Origin of the sequence: Gaetbulibacter sp. M240, from assembly GCF_043876815.1 — a bacterium.
Taxonomy (GTDB): domain Bacteria; phylum Bacteroidota; class Bacteroidia; order Flavobacteriales; family Flavobacteriaceae; genus Gaetbulibacter_A.
This window is the reverse complement of the sequence record NZ_JBAWKA010000005.1, coordinates 156,493-178,462: the sequence shown is the minus strand read 5'-3', so window position 1 is coordinate 178,462 and position 21,970 is coordinate 156,493. Positions and strand designations below refer to the sequence as shown.

At 38.2% G+C, this 21,970-nt stretch carries 14 protein-coding genes; 11 read left to right on the top strand and 3 right to left on the bottom strand.

Going from position 1 to position 21,970, the window contains the following annotated elements; all coding sequences use genetic code 11:
- From V8G61_RS13920 to V8G61_RS13910, 3 genes are all read left to right on the top strand, one after another.
- Complete coding sequence (locus V8G61_RS13920) at positions 1–1,629, top strand: trehalose synthase (RefSeq protein ID WP_394876485.1); 1,629 nt, start codon at positions 1–3, stop codon at positions 1,627–1,629.
- Between the two features lies 1 nt (position 1,630).
- On the top strand, positions 1,631–3,541 hold the full coding sequence (gene glgB, locus V8G61_RS13915; RefSeq protein WP_394876484.1) for a 1,4-alpha-glucan branching protein GlgB: 1,911 nt from the start codon (positions 1,631–1,633) through the stop codon (positions 3,539–3,541).
- A 135-nt stretch (positions 3,542–3,676) separates the two neighbouring features.
- Positions 3,677–6,076 (top strand): glycoside hydrolase family 31 protein, encoded by a 2,400-nt coding sequence (locus V8G61_RS13910; RefSeq protein ID WP_394876483.1) that lies wholly within the window; start codon positions 3,677–3,679, stop codon positions 6,074–6,076.
- 61 nt (positions 6,077–6,137) lie between these two features.
- On the opposite strand, the gene V8G61_RS13905 is transcribed toward V8G61_RS13910, so the two are convergent.
- Positions 6,138–7,988, bottom strand: coding sequence for a cation:proton antiporter (locus tag V8G61_RS13905; RefSeq protein WP_394876482.1), 1,851 nt, complete (start codon positions 7,986–7,988; stop codon positions 6,138–6,140).
- A gap of 175 nt (positions 7,989–8,163) precedes the next feature.
- On the opposite strand from V8G61_RS13905, the gene V8G61_RS13900 reads away from it, so the two are divergent.
- The 5 genes from V8G61_RS13900 to V8G61_RS13880 all read left to right on the top strand — a co-directional run bounded on the left by V8G61_RS13900 (position 8,164) and on the right by V8G61_RS13880 (position 15,682).
- A complete protein-coding gene (locus tag V8G61_RS13900; protein ID WP_394876481.1) occupies positions 8,164–9,015 on the top strand; it encodes a universal stress protein in 852 nt (283 codons plus the stop codon).
- Positions 9,012–11,216, top strand: a complete 2,205-nt coding sequence (locus V8G61_RS13895) for a SulP family inorganic anion transporter (RefSeq protein WP_394876480.1) — start codon at positions 9,012–9,014, stop codon at positions 11,214–11,216. The genes V8G61_RS13900 and V8G61_RS13895 overlap by 4 nt, the downstream gene beginning before the upstream one ends.
- A gap of 122 nt (positions 11,217–11,338) precedes the next feature.
- A complete protein-coding gene (locus V8G61_RS13890; RefSeq protein ID WP_394876479.1) occupies positions 11,339–12,199 on the top strand; it encodes an MBL fold metallo-hydrolase in 861 nt (286 codons plus the stop codon).
- Positions 12,200–12,206: 7 nt separating this feature from the next.
- Complete coding sequence (locus V8G61_RS13885; RefSeq protein ID WP_394876478.1) at positions 12,207–13,814, top strand: S8 family peptidase; 1,608 nt, start codon at positions 12,207–12,209, stop codon at positions 13,812–13,814.
- 29 nt (positions 13,815–13,843) lie between these two features.
- The gene (locus tag V8G61_RS13880) at positions 13,844–15,682 is read left to right on the top strand and encodes a M1 family metallopeptidase (protein WP_394876476.1); all 1,839 of its coding nucleotides are present in this window, start codon (positions 13,844–13,846) and stop codon (positions 15,680–15,682) included.
- Positions 15,683–15,729: 47 nt separating this feature from the next.
- On the opposite strand, the gene V8G61_RS13875 is transcribed toward V8G61_RS13880, so the two are convergent.
- A complete protein-coding gene (locus V8G61_RS13875) occupies positions 15,730–16,917 on the bottom strand; it encodes a succinylglutamate desuccinylase/aspartoacylase family protein (protein ID WP_394876475.1) in 1,188 nt (395 codons plus the stop codon).
- On the bottom strand, positions 16,918–18,771 hold the full coding sequence (locus tag V8G61_RS13870; RefSeq protein WP_394876474.1) for a CBS domain-containing protein: 1,854 nt from the start codon (positions 18,769–18,771) through the stop codon (positions 16,918–16,920).
- Between the two features lie 191 nt (positions 18,772–18,962).
- Between V8G61_RS13870 and rnpA the strand changes: the two genes are divergently transcribed.
- From rnpA to V8G61_RS13855, 3 genes are all read left to right on the top strand, one after another.
- Positions 18,963–19,340 carry a ribonuclease P protein component gene (gene rnpA / locus V8G61_RS13865; RefSeq protein ID WP_394876473.1) on the top strand — a complete coding sequence of 126 codons (378 nt, stop codon included), beginning with the start codon at positions 18,963–18,965 and terminating at the stop codon, positions 19,338–19,340.
- Between the two features lie 6 nt (positions 19,341–19,346).
- Positions 19,347–20,984, top strand: coding sequence for a S41 family peptidase (locus V8G61_RS13860; protein ID WP_394876472.1), 1,638 nt, complete (start codon positions 19,347–19,349; stop codon positions 20,982–20,984).
- 174 nt (positions 20,985–21,158) lie between these two features.
- Positions 21,159–21,953, top strand: coding sequence for an OmpA family protein (locus tag V8G61_RS13855; RefSeq protein WP_394876471.1), 795 nt, complete (start codon positions 21,159–21,161; stop codon positions 21,951–21,953).
- Positions 21,954–21,970 lie beyond the last annotated feature (17 nt).

Sequence of the window (21,970 nt, the reverse complement as noted above, 5' to 3'; positions counted from 1 at the left end):
ATGTCGAAAAGCGATGAGAAAATAACACTTAAAACCGATCTTCATTTTGATGATGATTGGGAACTCTTGTTGGAAAATACAGGGTTTGTTAAAAGTTTCTTGTCGGATGTCCTTAGCGATTATATTACCAAACAACGCTGGTATGGCGGAAAAGCCAGCAAATTAAAATACATCGAGCTAGCTGAATATTTTAAAATTCAACAGAACGGAGAAGTGTATTTTGGTTTGATCCTGGAGGTAAATTTTGAAGAAGCCTTTTACCAGCATTATTTTTTACCTATTGCATTTGTAACCGACGAAGATTTTGCTCAAAAGGATCGGATTTTACCCATAAGTATAAAGAACCAAGATGGCTTTATCATTGACGCTATCAATTTAGAAGCGTTCCGTCAGCTCGTCTTTGAGCGTATTTTAACCGCTTTACCAAAAGATACAACCAAGGTGCGCTATCATAAAAGTTTAGCCTTAAAAGCAAAAGCCTATGAAAGTTCGCGTTTTATGGGTCTGGAACAAAGTAATACGTCTATCATTTATAATGATAAATACGTTCTGAAATTCTTTAGACGCATTTTTGCCGATAAGAATCCCGACTATGAAATGAGCCGGTTTTTGTCCGAGAAAAAGGAGTTTAAAAATACCCCATCGTATTTGGGAAGTATCAACCTTGTGGATGCTAAACAAGTGACCATTACCATTGCTTTAATGCAGGAAATGATCCCAAATGAAGGTGACGCCTGGGATTACATGCTCAAAGAATTACACAAGGTGTTCAGTAATTTAGAATACAAGAATTTAAATGTTGCCCAATTGCCGCGCACAGCGCTATACCAGCAGCTTAATATTGCTGATATCCCGCCGCAGATCATTGATTGGGTAGGGCTGCATTTATTTCTACAAGTTCAAACCCTGGCAAAACGCACGGCAGAGATGCATATCGCTTTAGGCTCAGAATTTGAGGAAACCGCGTTCACCCCAACACATTACAATGGTGATTATACAGTATGGTTAAAAAATAAAATGCTTTATCAGTTTCAAAACCGACTCAACTTAATCGAGAATAATTTGCACAAACTGGAGGGCATGGCCTTAGATCTAGCCAAGGAGTTTTTGAATAAGAAGAATACCATTCGTGAGCGCTTTGTGGATTTTGACTGGACCAAATTGAAGGGCGAGCGCCTTCGTATTCACGGCGATTATCACTTAGGCCAAATTCTGGTGAAGGACAACGATTTCTTTATTTTAGATTTTGAAGGGGAGCCCGAAAGCACCATTAGAGATCGTAAGGTAAAACAACCTCCACTAAAGGATGTTGCCGGTTTGTTTCGCTCATTTCATTATGCTATTTACGCCACTATTTTCAATAACCAAGATTCTTATCCTTATCCATTAGATGAGTTATTTGATGCCGGTGAAATTTTATATAGCTATATTACAGGTCTATTTTTAGGAACCTATGTTACCGAGACACAGAATGCCAATTTAAATATTGGTTATAACCAGGAGCGATTGTTTTTATTAAAATATTGTTTGCTTGAAAAAGCAGTTTACGAATTAGGTTACGAGCTTAATTCACGCCCGAAATGGGCTATTATTCCTTTAAAAGGAATTTCTAACATTTTAAATCATTAGTATGGCACAAGTTAAACCTCATAGCTTATTCACAGATTTCGATATCAACCTTTTCAAAAGTGGTAAACATTACCGGCTTTACGAAAAGTTTGGGTCGCATATTACGACCCTAGACGGGGAAAAAGGCACCTATTTTGCCGTTTGGGCGCCTAGTGCGAAGTCGGTTTCTGTTGTTGGGGATTTCAATTACTGGATTGAAGGAGAACATCAGCTCATGGTGCGTTGGGATGCCAGCGGGATCTGGGAAGGTTTTATTCCGGGTGTTGGGAAAGGAAACCTCTATAAGTATAAGATCCAGAGTCATAATAATGATATCAAAACCGAAAAGGCCGATCCTTATGCGCGTCGTTGTGAACACCCACCAAGTACAGCTTCTATTGTTTGGGATGATACTTATAAATGGGAAGATAGTGCTTGGATGAAAAAACGAAAAAAACATAATGCACTGGATGCACCTTATTCCGTTTACGAAGTACATTTAGGATCCTGGAAGAAACAGGTAGAGGAAAACCGCTTTCTATCCTATCATGAATTAGCTGATGAATTGGTGAGTTATCTTAAAGAAATGAATTTCACTCACGTGGAATTAATGCCCATTATGGAGTTTCCATATGATCCTTCATGGGGTTATCAAATAACGGGCTATTTTGCACCAACCTCACGCTTCGGTTATCCGGAAGAATTTAAAGAACTTGTTGATAAATTACACCAAAATGATATTGGGATTATTTTAGATTGGGTTCCCTCCCATTTTCCTGAAGATGCCCATGGTTTAGGGTTTTTTGACGGATCGAATTTATACGAGCACCCCGACCCAAGAAAAGGGTATCATCAAGATTGGAAAAGTTTGATCTTTAATTACGGTAGAAATGAAGTAAAATCTTTTCTCATTAGTAACGCTTTGTTCTGGTTGGATCAATATCATGCTGACGGACTTCGGGTAGATGCCGTAGCCTCCATGCTATTCCTTGATTATTCCCGCGAAGACGGCCAATGGGAGCCTAATGAATATGGGGGTCGCGAAAATCTGGATGCCATTGCCTTTTTAAAAGAAATGAACGAAGCGGTTTACGGAGAATATCCAGATGTGCAAACCATTGCTGAAGAATCTACAGCTTTTCCAGGTGTTTCTAAGCCCGTGTTTTTAGGTGGTTTAGGTTTTGGAATGAAATGGATGATGGGTTGGATGCACGATACATTGGAATATTTTCAGAAAGATCCTGTATACCGCAAATACCATCAAAACGATATTACGTTTAGTTTGGCCTATGCCTTCTCAGAAAACTTTATGCTGCCACTGTCTCATGACGAAGTCGTATACGGGAAAAATTCTATTTTAGGACGAATGCCAGGCGACGATTGGCAACGCTTTGCCAACGCCAGAGCACTATACGCCTATATGTTTACCCATCCCGGAACAAAATTACTATTCATGGGTGGTGAAATCGGGCAATATAATGAATGGAACTTTCAGGGTAGTTTAGATTGGAACCTCCTCGACTTTAAGCCACATAAAGACCTGCAAACCTTTTTTAAAGACCTCAACAAATTCTATACCTCACACCCTGCCTTGTTTGAAAAAGGCTTTACTAATGAAGGTTTTGAGTGGATCAGCTTTGGCGATCAGGAAAATTCAGTGATGGCCTACATCCGTAAAGGAAATGACCCCGAAAATGACGTGGTTGTGGTTTGTAACTTTACGCCTTCTATGCACGAGAAATACGCTATAGGACTTCCGCAAGACGGAAAACTCAAAGAGATCTTTAATAGTGATCTTAAAAAATACGGTGGTAGCGGTGTTTCCAACAAAAAAATGATCTCGGCATCAAAAAAAGATTGGAATGGAAAACCATTTTCGGCAAAAATAACCATTCCGCCTCTTTCGGTTACAATTTTTAAGTACAATAAATAACACCCTTGCATTAAATTTAACTAACCCCCTTAATATTTTGATTTTATGTAACGAAATCATGCTTTTTTTGTAAAATAACTACGTTTAAAATTTAATTGTTTTAGTACTTTCGTAAATTATTTAATTGCTAGAATTATGATTATAAACACGGAGTTAGAATACAAAGGAAACATGTTTCCATCCCAAGTCTCCTCTTATCAAAAAGATTTGGATGTTCTTTCCTTTACCACAGAAAATGGTGTGATTCTTCACATTACCATTATCCGAGACAGCGTACTACGTTTTAGATATACAACTACAGGGATTTTTGAAAATGATTTTTCCTATGCCATTACAAAATATGCGAGTAGAGGTTATAACCACCTTGAAGTAGCCGAAGAAGAAGATAAATATGTTATTACCACCTCAAAATTAATTTGTCACGTTTTTAAGGCTGATCTTCGAAACGCCATATACGATGCTAAAGACAATTCACTTATTTGCCAAGATGAATTAGGTTTTCACTGGGAAGAAAGTTATGAGTTTGGTGGCGATATTGTGAAAATGTCTAAGGTTGCTCAGGAGGGCGAAAGTTATTATGGCCTTGGCGATAAACCCGTTGATAACAACCTTAAGGGCAAACGTTTTGAAAACTGGGTAACAGATTCCTATGCCTACGGAAAAGATACCGACCCGATCTATAAAGCCATCCCATTCTACACGGCGCTGCATCACAAAAAAGCTTACGGTATATTTTTCGATAATACTTTTAGAAGCTTTTTCGACTTTTGTCAGGAACGTCGGAATATCACAAGTTTTTGGGCGCAAGGTGGTGAAATGAACTACTATTTTATTTACGGTCCAGAAATGTCTGAAGTGGTTGCAAATTATACCGATTTAACTGGAAAACCACATGAGTTACCGGCCCTTTGGACGCTAGGATACCACCAGTGTAAATGGAGTTACTATCCAGAATCCAAGGTTAAAGATATTGCCAAAAAATTTAGGGACTTAAAAATCCCGTGTGACGCTATTTATCTGGATATTGATTATATGGAAGGGTTCCGTTGTTTTACCTGGAACAAGGAATACTTTCCGGATCCTAAACGCATGGTAAAAGAGCTTAGAGAAGATGGCTTTAAAACCATTGTTATTATTGATCCCGGAATCAAAATTGATCACGATTACGAGGTGTTCAAAGAGGCTTTAGAAAACGATTATTTCTGCAAACGTGCTGACGGCCCTTACATGAAAGGTAAAGTTTGGCCCGGAGAATGTTATTTCCCGGATTTTACAAATCCGGAAGTGCGTGATTGGTGGTCCGATCTTTTCAGAGAATTAGTGGAAGAAATTGGTGTTAAAGGTGTTTGGAACGACATGAACGAGCCTGCCGTAATGGAAGTGCCCGGAAAGACCTTTCCTAATGATGTTCGTCACGATTATGAAGGTAACCCATGTAGTCACCGAAAGGCCCATAACATTTACGGGATGCAAATGGCCCGCGCTACTTATCAGGGCTTAAAAAAGTTCTCATATCCAAAACGACCTTTCGTTATTACGCGCGCTGCTTATTCTGGAACTCAACGCTATACCTCCAGCTGGACTGGCGATAATGTGGCAACTTGGGAACACCTTAGTATTGCCAACCTGCAAGCACAACGCATGTGTATGTCTGGGTTTTCATTTATAGGGTCTGATATTGGTGGCTTTGCCGAACAACCTAATGGCGAACTTTATGCCCGTTGGATTCAATTAGGTGTATTCCATCCTTTTTGTAGAACCCATTCTTCCGGAGATCACGGTGATCAGGAGCCTTGGGCCTTTGGGGAAAATATTACAAATGTGGTTCGAAAGTTCATCGAATTACGTTATCAGCTTCTACCCTATTTGTATACTGCTTTTTGGCGCTACGCTGAAGAGGGTATTCCAATATTAAAATCTTTAGTATTGTACGATCAGCATGATTCGCATACGCATTATCGTAATGATGAATTTATTTTTGGTGAAAAAATATTAGCTTGTCCAATTAACGAACCTAACGCTAAAGGGCGACGCATGTATTTCCCTATGGGAGACTGGTATAATTGGTGGACCGATGAACTTGTTACCGGTGGTCAGGAATTATGGGTTGATGCCGACCTAGACAGTATGCCTGTTTTTGTAAAAGCCGGTGCCATGATCCCAAAATACCCTGTACAACAATATGTGGGTGAAAAGGAGATCGAGGAATTAACAATTGATGTTTATTTTAAAGAAGGTAAAGAAGCGTCGCAAGTTTATGAAGATGCTCATGATGGTTATGATTACATCAAAGGACGTTATAGTTTAAGGAACTTTTCTTTACAAGGAAAAAAGAATGAGCTTATTATCCATCAGCATAAATCTGGAAAATATACAGCTCCTTATGAAACGTTCAAGCTAAAACTTCATGGCCTGCCTTTCAAAATTAAAAAAGTTCAAATTGACAAGGTGGAATACTCCTTTAAAGATTTGAAACTAAACGGTGATAATGTACTGGAAGTACATAAGGATTTTAATGATATCCATATTATGTAATTCAATCAAGTAGCCTTAATAAAATAAAAAGCTCAGGATAATTCCTGAGCTTTTTTAATTTTTAATTATCTGGTGCAGCCTTTTCTACATCCAGCGGCTTTCCTAAATACACCAACTGAAAGCCTTCACCAATACCCTCCATCGTTTTCAAATTATAGGATGAAATAATATGCAATACACCTTCTTTGTCTTTAATGAACAAAGGAATAATATCATTATCCTTGTTGGTGGCTTCAATGAGTTGTTTATAATGGGCTTTATCTTCCAGATCGATCTCCTGGATAGAAGGATTCTTTCTGGTTACTTCCGTTAGGCTATTAAAATCATCATTATGAGAAAACAACCCTTCTTTAGGAGAGTTCGATTTATCCAACATCTCTTGGGTAGTTACCAGTCTGAAAGAACCGTTTTCACCAAAATGTTCTCCAAACTTATCAATGGCGTATTTGTTAATATCTGTATTTCCTGTCAACGCCATTAAATAACCCATATCGTTCAACTCAATATTATCCAGTAATGTGTCTGAATAAATATTAGTGGTTAAAGCCTCTAAGCCTAATTCCCTCGCTTTCTCAATATTTTTTTCATTACTGTCAATCAAGACCACATGACGTCCGTTTTGTTCTAAGTAATGGGCTATTAATCTTGAAAATTTAGCCGCCCCAACGATTAAAATACCTTCCGACTTCGTGAGGAAAACACCCACGATTTTAGCAAACATCCGCGCTGTTGTAGCATTAAGCAGTACGGTTCCCAACACGACCATGAAAACTAGAGGCGTAATATATTCAGCGCCGTCAACACCCTGGCGCATTAGCTTGCTGCCAAACAGCGATGCGATCCCCGCAGCTACAATACCACGTGGCCCTACCCAACTGATAAATAGTTTTTCGTTTAATTTCATTTTAGAACCCAAGGTACTCAGGAATACGGCTAACGGTCGTAAAAGAAAAACAATACAAGCGAACAATGTAAGCGTCTTCCATGTGTATAGCAACATCAGGTCCTCCATATTAATGTTGGCTGCCAGAAGAATAAAAAGTATGGAAATAAGCAATACGCTTAAAGATTCTTTAAAGTAGAGAAGCTCCTTGATGTTTTTTAATTTACCATTACCCAGAACCATACCCATAACCACAACCGAAAGTAATCCGGATTCATGAGCGAACATTTCGGAGGCCACAAACACGAGCAAAACAGCAGATAATGAAACAACATTTAAAAGATAATGAGGAATGAATTTTCTGTTGATTGAAAAGGCCAGGGCATGAGCAAAAGTAAATCCGAAGGTGATCCCGAATAAAAGAATTTTTCCAAACTCGATTAAAGCTGTTTTTGTGAAACCACTGTCGCCCTCAACACTAATAAATTCAAAAACCAATACGGCAACCAAGGCGCCAATAGGGTCGATTAAAATACCCTCCCATTTTAAAACGGCAGAGAGGTCCTTTTTTAAAGGAATATTTCTCAATATGGGTGTTATTACCGTTGGACCCGTTACTATCACCAGACCCGCAAATAAAAAGGATAATCGCCAGCCTAATCCAAAGATCATTTGGGCAATGATCCCTGCACCAAAAAAGGTAACGGCTGAGCCCAGCGTAATGAGTTTTGTGATTACAGAACCAACATTCCTGATTTCTGATCGCTTCAAGGTGAGCCCGCCTTCAAATAAAATAATACTTATAGCAAGAGAAACAAAGTAAAACAAACCATCACCGGGGAACAAGCCTGTTTTACCATTCCAGATAGGCTCTATCCATTTGGTGCCATCCTCCGAAATATAGGTGGCCGATATGGGCCCTACGAGCAGACCTATTAGAATCAGTGGCAGAATTGCTGGTATTTTAAATTTCCAAGCTACCCATTGGGCCAAGATTCCTAATATAATAATTCCTGCAAGTTCTATCATAAGTGTACGATTAAGGTCACTAATTTAAATAAAACTACCCAGTTCAACACATTTAAAGTATTTGTTTTCAATTTTCAATAAAATAACATCAAAAAGGTTTCGACAAAACACCTGATGAATGTTTGCCTTTTCCCTTTAAAAAACCCTACCTTTCCGATCTATTTTTATCCTTCCTATGGCCGTTTTTAAACCATTTAAAAGTATTGGTATTGGTGTTGCTTTTTCACCAAACATGAAAGCCAATCTTTATGAAGCTGCGCGATTATCTCTTTTTTTTAATGCCAGGCTATACCTGATTCATGTTGGTAAATATGAAGAGGAAAAGCACACCATAATTCAGGATATTTTGAAGTCCTTTTTAAAGGATGGTTTGGATTATGAAATAGTTTTTAAAGATGGAAATCCGGTCGATGTCATTCTATCAGCTACCAAGAGCAATAACATCGATTTGCTTATTTTAGGCGCTTTAAAACGCGAGGGGATTTTTAAATATTATGTTGGGTCTATCGCCCGGAAAATAACCCGTAAGGCGAAATGCTCCATTTTACTACTGATAAAACCATCGGTGCAACGCGTTCCAAGTGAGCATATTGTGGTGAATGGTTTAAAAGATCCAAAAACGGAACAAACTATAACAGCTGCTTTCTATGTGGCCAATAAATTACAGGCCAAAAAGATTACTATTGTTGAAGAAATTAATACCTCTCAGGTAGGCGTTACCGTGGAAGACCACAAATCCTTGCGGCGCTTTAGAATTAAAAAAGAGCGTTTACGTATGCGCGAAGATTCCAGAATAAAAGAGGTGATCAGTCATATTCCCGAAGAGTACACTAAAAATATGACGGTAAAGTTACAGCCCATTTTTGGAAAAAGAGGTTATTCAATAGGCCACTATGCACAGGTATCGCGGGCTGATTTACTAGTTATGAACGGCCCGTCAAAAATGACTTTTTGGGATCGGCTCTTTCCCCACGATATCGAGTACATATTAACCGAATTACCCACTGATGTTCTAATATTACAATGAATCGTAGAAAAAAACATACTAGGCAATTTTTTAAAACCTTACCACAAAACATCTTCTCTGGATTTGTGGTAAGCCTCATTGCATTGCCGTTGGGTCTGGGGCTTGCTATGGCCAGTGAGGCACCACCTATTGCCGGTATTATTTCCGCGGTTATGGGAGGACTCATAGTGTCGGTTTTAGGCGGAAGCCACGTAACTATTGCTGGGCTAGGAAATGGCCTGGTTGGTGTTTTACTCGTGGCTGTTGCCACTTTGGGCCTACAAAACACTTACATGGCCGTTGTGTGTTCCGGTGTTTTAGTCATGTGTTTAGGGTTCTTACGCATGGGTACTCTTAGCGACTTTTTTCCATCTTCAGCCATTCAAGGTATGTTGGCGGCCATAGGCCTTATCATTTTAGGAAAGCAGTTTCATATTATGTTTGGCAATAAAATTCAACGTGATACAGCTCTGGAGTATTTATTAGCGATCCCGTCAACCCTTCAAAAGGCTATAAATCATGAAACTGAAGGTCTGGTTTATGCCGCGGTAGTCGGCCTGATCAGTTTAGCTATAATGGTGTTTTACGCAAAGATTAGGAACAAATATTTACAGCTTGTTCCGGCTCCCATGTGGATTGTTTTATTGTCCATACTGTTCAGTTATTATTTTGAGCTCGTTTTAAAACAACCTAACCCCATTTCTCCTGAATATATGCTTACAGGAATCCCTCCTGTAAAAAATATTATTTCAGACATTCACACACCAAAATTTGATGCCCTTGGACGCCTGGACTTTTGGAGCTCCGTATTGGCACTCACCTTAATTGCAAGTATCGAATCGCTTTTAAGCATCAAAGCGGTAGATAAATTAGATCCTGAAAAACGCCGTTCCAATGCCAACAAAGACTTGAAAGCTTTAGGCCTAGCTTCAGTAGGAAGTGGTTTACTGGGCGGTTTAAACGTCGTGGCCGTAATTGCGCGTAGTTCTGTAAATGTTAATAATGGTGCCACAAATCGTTCGTCTAACTTTTTTCACGCTGTGTTTTTAGTGTTGTTTATTGTTCTTTTTAGCACGCAATTAAAACACATTTCTCTACCTGCATTAATGGCAATTTTGGTCTATACAGGGTATAAACTCGCCTCACCAAAGGTGGTCGGAAAAATATTTTCAATAGGAAAAGAACAGGTGATCATCTTTTTTGTTACTCTTTTTACGACGCTTATTATTGGCTTAATTACAGGAATCTTTGCCGGAGTTCTAACAACACTTATCATTCATTTTTTTGTAAATAGAAGCATGGGGCTTTTCTTAAGAAATGTTCTGAAACCAAATGTTCTAATGTATAGAGAGCCAGATAATGAGCTGACTTATTATGTGAGTGTGAAGCATTTTTGCAGCTTTTTAAACTATTACAGATTAAAAAAACAGTTGGATGCTGTACCTGAAAATCAGGATGTGATCGTTGATTTTTCACTCTGTGCCTTTGTTGATCACACGGTTATGGAAAATATGAATGATTTCCAGGAACTCTTTGTGAAACGCGGCGGCCACTTTGAAGTTGTGGGCCTCGACCTTCATGACGCAAATTCATTCCATCCATTTGCCTTACGGCGTCTGTTGCCCGTTCCTCATATTATCAAAAAGAGCCCTACAAAACGCCAAAAAAACATTCAGAATTTTGCCAATAGATATGACTTAATTTACAAGTCCAAAAAAATCAAGTCGTTTGATTTCTTAATGGATTTTCAGTTCTTTAAAACGAAAGAAATTAATCATATTTATAATGTGATTTCTCACCGGGAGCTGCCTTTGAAATTATTTGATATTGAATTTTCTGAAGGTGAATTCATTGCAAAAGGAATGGGGCGTATTACAATGTTTTATATTGAACTAGGGCGACCAATCCCTGAATTTACTTTAAACAAAGAGGGGTTTTTAGAAAGAATAGCTGCATTTTCTGGGTATCATCAGGATATTGATGTGGAACATCATGAAGATTTCTCAGAGCGTTTTCATTTGTATGGAAGCAATAAAAAAGAGGTTGTAGCTTTATTTAATGCTGATCTCATTCATTTTTTTGAAAGCAACCCATATTACCATGTGGAGTCGAACGGAAACGCCTTATTATTATTCAGTAAAGAGCGGGTTGCCGGCATGAAAGAACTCAAGGCTTTATTCGATTATGGTAAACGCTTAAATTCTGTTATATCCAAACAATAATCCTCGTAAAAACAGCTTTTTAACGAAAGGAATTCGTATCTGGTAAAAATTAAAGGGTATTTTCTTAATATATTCTTAACATTTCCAGTGATTTGCTGTAGATTTCTTAGTTTTGCATCCCTATGAACCTGTACCCAATTAATGCTGGAAATTTTAAACTAGATGGAGGCGCTATGTTTGGCGTTGTGCCAAAATCATTGTGGCAACGTACTAACCCTGCAGATGCCAACAATATGATTGATATAGCGGCACGTTGTTTGCTTATTGAAGAAGGTGACCGTCTCATTTTGATCGATACTGGTATGGGCGACAAACAATCTGATAAATTCTTTGGTTATTATTATCCCTGGGGTGATTTTACATTGGAATCTTCCTTAAAAAAACATGGATTTCATCCCGATGATATTACGGATGTCTTTTTAACCCATCTACACTTCGATCATTGTGGTGGCGCCATAAAGTGGAATAAGGACCGAAGTGGCTATGAGCCTGTTTTTAAAAATGCTCGTTTTTGGAGCAATGAAGACCATTGGCTTTGGGCTACAGAGCCTAACCGGCGAGAAAAGGCGTCATTTCTGAAGGAAAACATTTTACCTATTGAAGAAAGCGGCCAACTAAAACAAACGGCGATACCGGAAGACGCAATATTAAAAAATTCAGCTTTAGGCTTTGATATCTTTTTTGCTGATGGGCATACTGATAAGCAAATGATCCCTTTAATTGATTATAAAGGTAAAACCCTTGCGTTTATGGCCGACCTGTTACCTACTGTTGGACATTTGCCATTGCCTTTTGTAATGGGATACGACACCAGGCCTTTATTAACTTTAGATGAAAAAGAAGCCTTTTTGAATATGGCTGTCGATAAAAACTTGTATCTGTTTTTAGAACATGATGCCCATAATGAAATTATTACCTTGAGACACACCGAAAAAGGGGTGCGTCTCCACGAAACCTTTAAAACAAAAGATTTTTTTAATTAAGTTATATATGAAAACAATAAAATCATACGCCATTATTGGCTTATTGGCCGCGCTAGTTTACAGTTGTGGTAGTACAGCGCCTATTATCTCAACGCCTATTGCAGCGGTTGACAATATTCCATTAAAAGTTCAGCCTTTAACAGAGGCAGAAAAAGAAAATTGGGGTCATTTGGATTTAATTCAGGACACTGTTCCTGGGATGAGCGTTGATAAAGCGTACAACGAAATTCTTAAAAATAGAAAAGGCAACGATGTTATTGTAGCGGTATTAGATTCAGGTATTGATATCGATCACGAAGACCTTAAAGGCCAAATTTGGGTAAATGAAGATGAAATCCCAAACAATGGTATCGACGACGATAAAAATGGTTTTATTGATGATGTCTATGGTTGGAATTTTCTTGGAGATGGCTATGATGAGCAATTAGAATTCGTTAGAATCCTTGTGAAAGGCGATACATCCAATCCTGATTATAAAAAAGCTGAGAAGGAATATCAAGAAGAATATGAAAAATATGCCAACTACAGGGCTAATTATACCCAAATACTGGAACAGGTAACGAAAGCTGACGGTATTATTTCTGCTTATTTGGAAGGTAAAGAATACACTAAGGCTGATGTTGATACCATTAAATCTGAAGACCAGGAATTGAGTAGAGCCGTGAACATTATGAAATATGTTTACAGTCTGGATATGGAGTCCGCTCAGGCTTTTAAAGATGAGATCAATAATGACCTGGTACAAATAAATGATCGCCTAGACTACAATTTGAACAAAGATTTCAAAGGACGTAAAAATGGTGATGACCCCGATGATTATTCGAAAAAAATCTATGGCAATAATAATGTTCGCCCAAGCGAAAAAGGCGAAAAACACGGGACTCATGTAGCCGGTATTATTGCGGCAGTTCGCAACAATGGATTGGGCGCTAATGGTGTGGCCAACAACGTTAAAATCATGTCGGTAAGAACAGTTCCTAATGGCGACGAGTACGATAAGGATATTGCGCTAGCCATACGCTATGCTGTAGATAACGGCGCTTCAATAATAAATACCAGTTTCGGTAAATACTATTCGCCACACAGCGACTGGGTTCGCGATGCTATTGCTTATGCCGGGAAAAACGATGTTCTCATTGTTAATGCTGCAGGTAACGAAACAGAGGATCTGGACAATAAAGAAGTATACCCTAACGACGCTATAGGTGTGGGTCCGGAAGTGTCAAACACTTTTCTAAGTGTTGGGTCTATCGAATCAAGTTATGGCTCAAAAATGGTGTCTACCTTTTCAAATTTCGGGAAAGTAAATGTTGATATTTTCGCTCCGGGAGGAAAAATTTACTCAACTGTTCCGTTTAGCGAGTATGAGTTTTTAAGCGGAACCTCCATGGCGGCTCCCTCAACGGCTGGAGTAGCGGCCTTAATCCGCTCGTACTTTCCAAAATTAAGTGCCGCTCAGGTTAAAAAAGTGATTATTGATTCCGGACTTCCCATAAAAACGAAAGTAATGATTGGTGGTGATTCGGGTAACGTTAAACCGTATGCTGAATTATCGCGTTCAGGTAAGATCGTGAATGCTTACAATGCACTGATCTTTGCCTCAAAAGCAAAATAAAAACAATAAACAACGTTTAGAATATTGTTATGAAATATATTATCTCCCTAATGAGTGCCGCCATGCTTTTAACGGCGTGCTCTGGCTCAAAGACTATAGCGAACGCTTCCAATGTAGAACCTACATCGAGTTCTGGTTATTGGCAGCAACATGTCGATTACGATATGAATGTTGATATGGATGTTGAGACCTATAAGTATACCGGAGAACAAACTCTGGTTTACACGAATAACTCTCCTGATACATTGAACAATGTTTACTATCACTTGTTTTTTAATGCCTTTCAACCCGGCAGTGAAATGGATGTTCATTCACGTACAATTGCCGATCCAGATTCTCGGGTAATGGACCGAATTAGTAAATTACAACCTGATGAAATTGGCTATTTAAAAGTAACCAATCTTAAACAGGATGGACTTGCTTTAGTGTCTGAGACCGTTGGAACTGTATTGGAGGTAAAGCTTGCTAAACCAATTATGCCCGGTGAGAAAACTACCTTTACCTTAAATTTTGAAGGTCAGGTACCGGTACAAATTCGTCGTTCTGGAAGAAATAATAAGGAGGGTGTGGCTCTATCCATGACCCAATGGTACCCGAAATTAGCGGAGTATGATTTTGAAGGGTGGCATGCCGACCCCTATATTGCGCGTGAGTTTTTGGGGGTGTGGGGTGATTTTGAATTAACACTGACCATTGATAAAGATTACGTAGTGGGCGGTACAGGTTATCTAAAAGACGAAAAAATACTTAAAAACAATAAAAAGCAATTGCATTTTGTAGCGCCTCGAGTGCATGATTTTACATGGGCAGCCGATCCTGATTACATCCATGATACCCTTGAAATGCCTAACGGGCCAGTTTTACATTTCTATTACAAAAGTACACTCCCAAAAGATCGTTTAGAAAGTTGGAAGAAACTGCAACCAAAAACTGCTGAGTTAATGAACTACTTCAGCACTAACATCGGAACCTACCCTTATATGCAGTATTCAGTGATCCAAGGTGGGGATGGTGGTATGGAATATGGCATGTGTACCCTAATCACCGGCGATCGTAGTTTTGGCAGTCTAGTAGGTGTTACTGCTCATGAGTTGGCTCATAATTGGTTCCAGTTCTTGTTGGCGTCGAATGAATCCGCACATCCCTGGATGGATGAAGGCTTCACGAGCTATATAAGTGATTTAGCAAACGACGAGGTTATGAATAAGAAAGCTGATAATCCCGTGGCCCCTGCGTATGATTCGTACATCTCATATGCTAATTCCGGCATCGAGCAACCACTTACCACACACGCGGATCGCTACGCACACAACAGCGCATATAGCGATTCCGCTTACAACAAAGGTGAAGTTTTTATAGCGCAATTAGAATATGTTATTGGGGAAGAAAATTTGAAAAAAACCATTAAAAGGTATTTCAATGAATTTGCTTTTAAGCATCCTACTCCATTAGATTTCATTCGTACCGCAGAAAAAGTTTCAGGCTTGGAATTGGACTGGTATTTAACTGATTTTGGTCAGACTACTAATACCATCGATTATGCCGTGAAGATAATAAAAGACAACACTGTAGTTTTAGAGCGTATAGGCCTTATGCCCATGCCTATAGATCTAACCGTAACCTACGATGATAGTACCATGGAGCAGTTTTATATCCCTCTACGCATCATGCGGGGTGAAAAGCCTACAACGGCAACTGTTATTGCAGACTGGGCTTGGGCATATCCATTCTATGCCTTCCAAACCGAAAAAGCCGTTCGATCTGTAACTATAGATCCCAAAAATAAAATGGCAGATGTTGATAGAAGTAATAATACCGGAACGGTTACGATGCCGAATTCAATGGCAGAATCCTTAGAAAAAAACTAGGAAGATTATAATAAAATATACATCCGTGGTATTGGTAACATCCGTTATTAATACCACGGTTCTTTTTTATACATCCCTGTTTTTGCTACACGTTCACGGTTAAATAAAAGCATATGGTTTCGCGTTACTTGTTTATGGCGATATCCTAATAAATGAAATAATGATTTTGCAAAAAACCGGGCTATTCCCAGATTCACCTGAAGGACTCCGTTCTTTTTGTCCGCCCAAGAAACGCCGGGAAAAATAACTAGTAATTGATCTAACCTGAACCGACGGAACCATTTAGATAGGTTTAAAATAAACCGCGGAATAGCCTTAATGATAAAAAATCCTTCTTGCCCTTCTTCTTGATATAGCGGCATAAAAATACGACCCGAGTATGGTGATTTGATGGTTTTAGAGCTGTTCTTAGCTAAAGCCTGACCTCTTATGATGGCCTGAAAACTCCTAAAACTAGGAATCATTTTGAATGAGTTCTTCGATTGAATCCGATATAAATATACTATTTCAAATATGTTATTTAAGTGGGATGTTTGGGTTTTTAGTTCATTGTAATACGCCCTCATTTTAGAGTTTTCTGTGTTTATGATCCCCGCATACTTCAAAGCTAAATTAATAAAGGCAACGCTGTTATTAATGGCTGCTATATCATCGTGTTGTCCAGACTCAAAACCAAGTGACACATATCCTAATTGATTTATATAGCTTAATAAAGGACCGTTTAAATACTCTTCAATACCAAGAACTATAGGCACTGGGAATTGTTTAGAAAATTTACGATTAATTAAGGCATCGTTTATGGTGATGAACGGCAGTGTTCTACTTGAGGTACTGTGTAAGTCGATAAAATAAAAAGGGGGGGTATTATAGGAAATAATAAACTCAATAATATTTAAAATTTTTAAGAGCTCCTTTTCTTCACTATTCCGTTGTTTTTTGTTTTTAATTTTTTTGATATTCTCTAGTGTCCACAAGCGGTTTAGATCCTCTGTAATATAGCGTTTATGGCTTTCAAGAGCCTTTAAGTTCCCTAAAATACCGTAAATAGAACCACAAACATCTTCAGGCCGCAGATTGCTAAACACTTTCTGTAAGGCCAATACCCCGGAGTTTTCGTTCCCATGAATACCTCCAAAGAAAATAATTGACGGCCCGGGTCGAGAACCATTAACACGGCCCACCAACCGATTTACCTTAACTCGTTCAAATGTAGCATTACTGAAAATGTTTGTCATTTAATTCAAATCGTTTCGGGTTATCAATCCTATTAATTTTTGGTTTCTCAGCACCGGTAAACAACCAATCTCGTACTTATCCATAAGAGCTTTTGCCTCATTTATTGGCATATGTTCTTTTGTGGTGATCAAGTTTGTTTTCATTAAACTACTAACGCTTTCATCTTGCCTGTAAGGATTCTCGCTGTAGGTTTTTAAATCAGACCAGGTTAACAAACCTTCCAAGGTGCGGTTATTTCCAATAACAGGCATGTGATGAATGTTCTTCCAAAGCATAATATGTAATACAAGTTTGATACTATCTTTTTTTGATACTGAAAAAATATCGAAACTCATAATATGCTTAACAACTCGCTCATCCTTAAATAGGGACTCCTCAGGATATGGTATTTTGCCCCATACTGAAACAGGATATCCTTTTTCTTGTTTCTCGTACATTTTGGCGGTTAATATTTGCATAGCATCATAGCGTTTGTGTGTTTTTAACAAGCTTCTGTAATTTCGAATAAGCCATTCCGATCCCGTATGCCCTTCTACGCGATGCTTTATAATATTTAAATAATAATCTATATCAACAATATTGATACCTGCTTTTTTTAGCCCTTTATGCGCCATAGGTAATAACTCCTGAAGGATAAGTTTGGCACTAGGAATATATTCCCCATTCCAATAAAATTGAGAAGCCATGCCATACCGTGCTGCGTTAAAAAAGTTAGTTTTTACATCTTTAAAATCCCATTTATTATGAATTTGGTTGTACACTTTCGATCGGCCCAGCATCAAACCTACCCAAAACACCATATTAGCTATTTCATCAGCAGGCGTTGGTCCGGACGGAATATATCTGTTTTCAATACGCAGATTGGGCCGTTCGTTAAGGACTCCATAACACACCCTGTTCCAGGGATAAACGGTACTGTTTTGTATGGCCAAAGCTTTTAGTTTAGGAATCTTGCCTTCCTCCAACATTACTGTACTGTCAGTACTAAAATTGGTATTCAAGAAACTTCGAAAACGCGAAATATTATCCTTAAAAATATCGCTGATAGATCCTGTTTGCCAAGCATTACCAAAGTTAACCCGGGATTGTTTTTCATTCAGTAAAAATGAATTGAACCGAGTATCAACACTTTGTGCAAACAAGGCAATTCGGGTTTCTTTCCACAATTCCTTCCCAAATAAAATAGGCGCATTTACACAAATACTCAATACAGGTCCTGCAATAGCCTGAGCCCAATTATAGTCGTCTACAAATGTTTTCGGAGGTAACTGTAAATGCATTTGAAAACTTGTATTACAGCCTTCGAGTATCACAGAATCAGATTTTAAGTTCACCTCATCAACCCCTTTAATATGGACATCAAAATCCTGGCTGCGATGTTTTCTTAGGGCCTGATTAAGCAATTGATAACGGGGCCTATTGGTTAGATTATTAATAGAGATCTTATCGACAGAAAGTGATGGTAATATCCCTGTCAAAATAAGATGGACTTGTTTTTTAGTTGCGGCGTTTTTAGCCTTTTCCAAAAAGCCGGTTAACTGCTTATGAAGTTTGGAAAAACAGTCCTTTTCTAAAATCAAAGGGTCTAAATTAAGCTCTAAATTGAAATTGCTTATTTCGGTGGTAAAATGATCATCATTAATAGCCTCTAATAAGGCCTCGGCGCTTCCATCCGGAAAAAACTGGTTATTTACTATGCATAGTTCCTGCTCGGCACCAATACGCATTGGACCTGATTCGATCATATCATTTTCAATCATCTGATCCAGGGCTTTAAGATCGTTCAACAGATGATGGATATAATTCGCTCGGTCCTTCTTTGATTTTAGTCTGGTAACATGCGTTTGTCCCATACGCTTCAAATTTTCAGAATTCAATATACAGCTGCCAGCCCATTTTAAATATGATTTTTATCATATGACCCTAAAACCGGAACTTGATTCAATTGGTCTAAAAACAGTCTTGGTATTTTATACCCAGCAACTTCAAATTGATAGTACCGCGCTTATTAATTTTATTACCTTTGGATTTTAATCGTTTAGACTTGATATTTACTTTGAATTCCATTGAAAAATTAAAAGGCAAAAAACTTATCGAACAGTTGTTTGAAGAAGGTCGATCCGTTTCTTCTTTTCCTTTAAGGCTGGTTTATATAACTACCCATTTTAAAGATGGTGCAAAAGTAAAAACCGGTGTTTCTGTAAGTAAAAAATCCTTTAAACGAGCGGTAGACAGGAACCGCATAAAACGTTTGATGCGTGAAGCTTACCGCTTGAATAAGACTGAATATTTGAACAACATTTCTGAGCCCTATGCGTTTATGATTTTATATAATGGGAAGGAAATACCAACGTATTCAGAAGTAGAAGCTAAAATGGCACAATTATTTCTTGCATTTTCCAAAAAAATATCTGATAAATAAGATCCTATGAAAAAGCTTATTTTTAAAAAATTTATAATAATCCCAGCATTGGCTGCTGTGGTTTTCTTAACAACTACCGCATTCAAAAACGATTTTTTTGAAATAGCGAAACAGCTCGAAATATTTACAACCCTTTACAAGGAAATCAACATGAATTATGTTGATGACACCAACCCGGGGGCACTTATGGATACGGCTATTAAAAACATGCTGGTGGAATTGGATCCTTACACTAATTTTATGAACGAGCAGGATGTTGAAGAGGCTCGGATTAACAACACCGGCGATTATACCGGCATTGGCGCCAGGGTGAAAACCATGGAAGACAAGTTACTTATTGTAGAGCCCTATAAGGATTACCCGGCCGATCAGGCGGGTTTAAAGGCTGGTGACGAAATTATCAAAGTGGGTTCCATTGCTGTAAGTAGTTACAAAGAGGATGCGGGAAATCTATTGAAAGGCTCTACAGGCACGGAGGTTGAAGTAACGTTTATACGCCAAGGAAAAGAGCAAACAGCAACCATAAAACGCGCCGAGGTAGAAATTAATGCTGTTCCTTATTTTTCGATGCTCGATTCAAAAACGGGCTATATTGTATTAAGCCAGTTTACAGATAAAGCCTACTCACAGACTAATTATGCTTTACGCGATCTGAAAGCTCAAGGTGCCAAACGTATAATTCTAGATCTCCGCGGTAACCCGGGCGGCTTGCTTAACGAGGCTATTAGAATTGTGAACCTATTTGTTCCTAAAGGGCAACTAATTGTGACCACAAAATCGAAAGTACAAAAATACAACCGTACATATTACACTCAAAACGAACCTATTGATATTGAAATTCCTCTGGCGATTTTAATAAATGGTAACAGTGCTTCGGCTAGTGAAATTGTTTCCGGAGCCTTACAAGATTTGGATCGCGCCGTGATCATTGGGTCCAGAAGTTTTGGTAAAGGTTTGGTTCAACGCCCGAAATCATTACCTTACGGAACACAGTTAAAAATAACTATTTCGCGCTATTATACGCCTTCAGGGCGCTGCATACAGGCTCTTGATTATTGGCATCGCAATGAAAATGGTGAAGCTGTGCGTGTTAAGCAAGAGAGTTATAACGAGTTTAAAACTAAAAATGGTAGAAAGGTTTATGATGGTGGTGGTGTTCTACCAGAAGTTATTGTTGGCCCAAATAAAAAATCACCAATAACCACAGCGCTAATAAACAATGATTTTGTGTTCAATTTTGCCACCAAATATTATTATAGCCATGAGATTGACGACTTAAATGCGTTCCAATTTACCGATGCTGACTTTAAAGACTTCAAAAATTATTTAAAAGCTGCTAATTTTTCATTTGAAACCGATACCGAAAAAGAACTGGATGAAGTCTATAAAACAGCCCAAGAAGAAAATTTAAGTGACGCCATTCTTAAAGATTATAACGCTTTGGTTGAAAAACTGAAACAAGTTAAGATTTCTAATATTGACGATGATAAAGAATTTTTAGTTAAGGCCCTTACCCAAGAAATTGTGAAGCGCTATGGTTATAGTGAGGGTTTATACGATTATTATAAACGTCACGATCCAGCTGTAAAAAAGGCCAATGACATAGTAAGTGATATCTCGGTTTATTATGATTATTTAAGATAAACTACTGTTGTTCATCCCTTTTAGTGGGTAATTCACCAAAAATTAAGGTGAAAAAACCTTTAATTCTCAATTTTTGGTATATTTATTCACTTCTTTTTTCCCTAAATGATGAACAAACTATTAATTAACATATTTTTTATATTTTACGTAAGCGTCTGTTTTTCACAAGAAAAAATGATACATCAAGTGTATTTTGAAACAGATAAATATGAAGTTACACCCACGGAAGAAAGCAGGCTTTACGATTTTATTGCAAAGATGAATAACATCGATATTGCTTCTATAGCTATTTATGGTTTTTGTGATGATGTAGGAGCTTCCACCTATAATTTGAAGCTTTCAAAAGAGCGCGCAAATGCGATTAAAGCATTTTTTGCAAATCAGGAAATAAGTGAAAACCTTATTTCTAATGTCGATGGTAGAGGTGAGGTTTTACTTAAAATTATAAATGAGAAGAATATTCCAAAAATACGCAGTCTTAACCGTAAAGTAGAAATTATAGTTTCACCTAAACCACCTAAACCCAAAGAAGTTGTTCAGGATACTACTGCGGTAGTAAAGGAAGAAATTCCACCACAGGAAAAACTTAAAGGACCGCTGAAAGCCGGTGATAAATTTGTGTTTCAAAACATTTTATTCAAAACCGGTTACAGCAATGTGATTCCGGAATCGAAACCTCTTTTAGATGAAATTGCTGAAACTCTTTTAAAACGAGACGATATTTATTTCACCATTGAGGGCCACGTTTGTTGTACGCGCTACAGTCGTGATGCGGTAGATCGGAAAACCATGCAACGCAATCTATCCGAAGCTCGAGCCAAATATGTTTATGATTATTTTGCTAAAAAAGGGATCAGCACCCGACGCATGCGACATCTTGGAATGCGCAGAAAATTTCCGCTAGGTGGTGATCCTAAATACGACCGTCGTGTAGAAATTGTAATTACTTATGCCGGCAAAGAAGAATAGAACAACGTTTATTAACT

Bases quoted from the DNA above. Each gene is read 5' to 3' on its own strand.
- V8G61_RS13920 (WP_394876485.1), top strand. From the start codon at position 1: ATGTCGAAAAGCGATGAGAAAATAACACTTAAAACCGATCTTCATTTT.
- glgB (WP_394876484.1), top strand. From the start codon at position 1,631: ATGGCACAAGTTAAACCTCATAGCTTATTCACAGATTTCGATATCAAC.
- V8G61_RS13910 (WP_394876483.1), top strand. From the start codon at position 3,677: ATGATTATAAACACGGAGTTAGAATACAAAGGAAACATGTTTCCATCC.
- V8G61_RS13905 (WP_394876482.1), bottom strand. From the start codon at position 7,988: ATGATAGAACTTGCAGGAATTATTATATTAGGAATCTTGGCCCAATGG.
- V8G61_RS13900 (WP_394876481.1), top strand. From the start codon at position 8,164: ATGGCCGTTTTTAAACCATTTAAAAGTATTGGTATTGGTGTTGCTTTT.
- V8G61_RS13895 (WP_394876480.1), top strand. From the start codon at position 9,012: ATGAATCGTAGAAAAAAACATACTAGGCAATTTTTTAAAACCTTACCA.
- V8G61_RS13890 (WP_394876479.1), top strand. From the start codon at position 11,339: ATGAACCTGTACCCAATTAATGCTGGAAATTTTAAACTAGATGGAGGC.
- V8G61_RS13885 (WP_394876478.1), top strand. From the start codon at position 12,207: ATGAAAACAATAAAATCATACGCCATTATTGGCTTATTGGCCGCGCTA.
- V8G61_RS13880 (WP_394876476.1), top strand. From the start codon at position 13,844: ATGAAATATATTATCTCCCTAATGAGTGCCGCCATGCTTTTAACGGCG.
- V8G61_RS13875 (WP_394876475.1), bottom strand. From the start codon at position 16,917: ATGACAAACATTTTCAGTAATGCTACATTTGAACGAGTTAAGGTAAAT.
- V8G61_RS13870 (WP_394876474.1), bottom strand. From the start codon at position 18,771: ATGGGACAAACGCATGTTACCAGACTAAAATCAAAGAAGGACCGAGCG.
- V8G61_RS13860 (WP_394876472.1), top strand. From the start codon at position 19,347: ATGAAAAAGCTTATTTTTAAAAAATTTATAATAATCCCAGCATTGGCT.
- V8G61_RS13855 (WP_394876471.1), top strand. From the start codon at position 21,159: ATGATACATCAAGTGTATTTTGAAACAGATAAATATGAAGTTACACCC.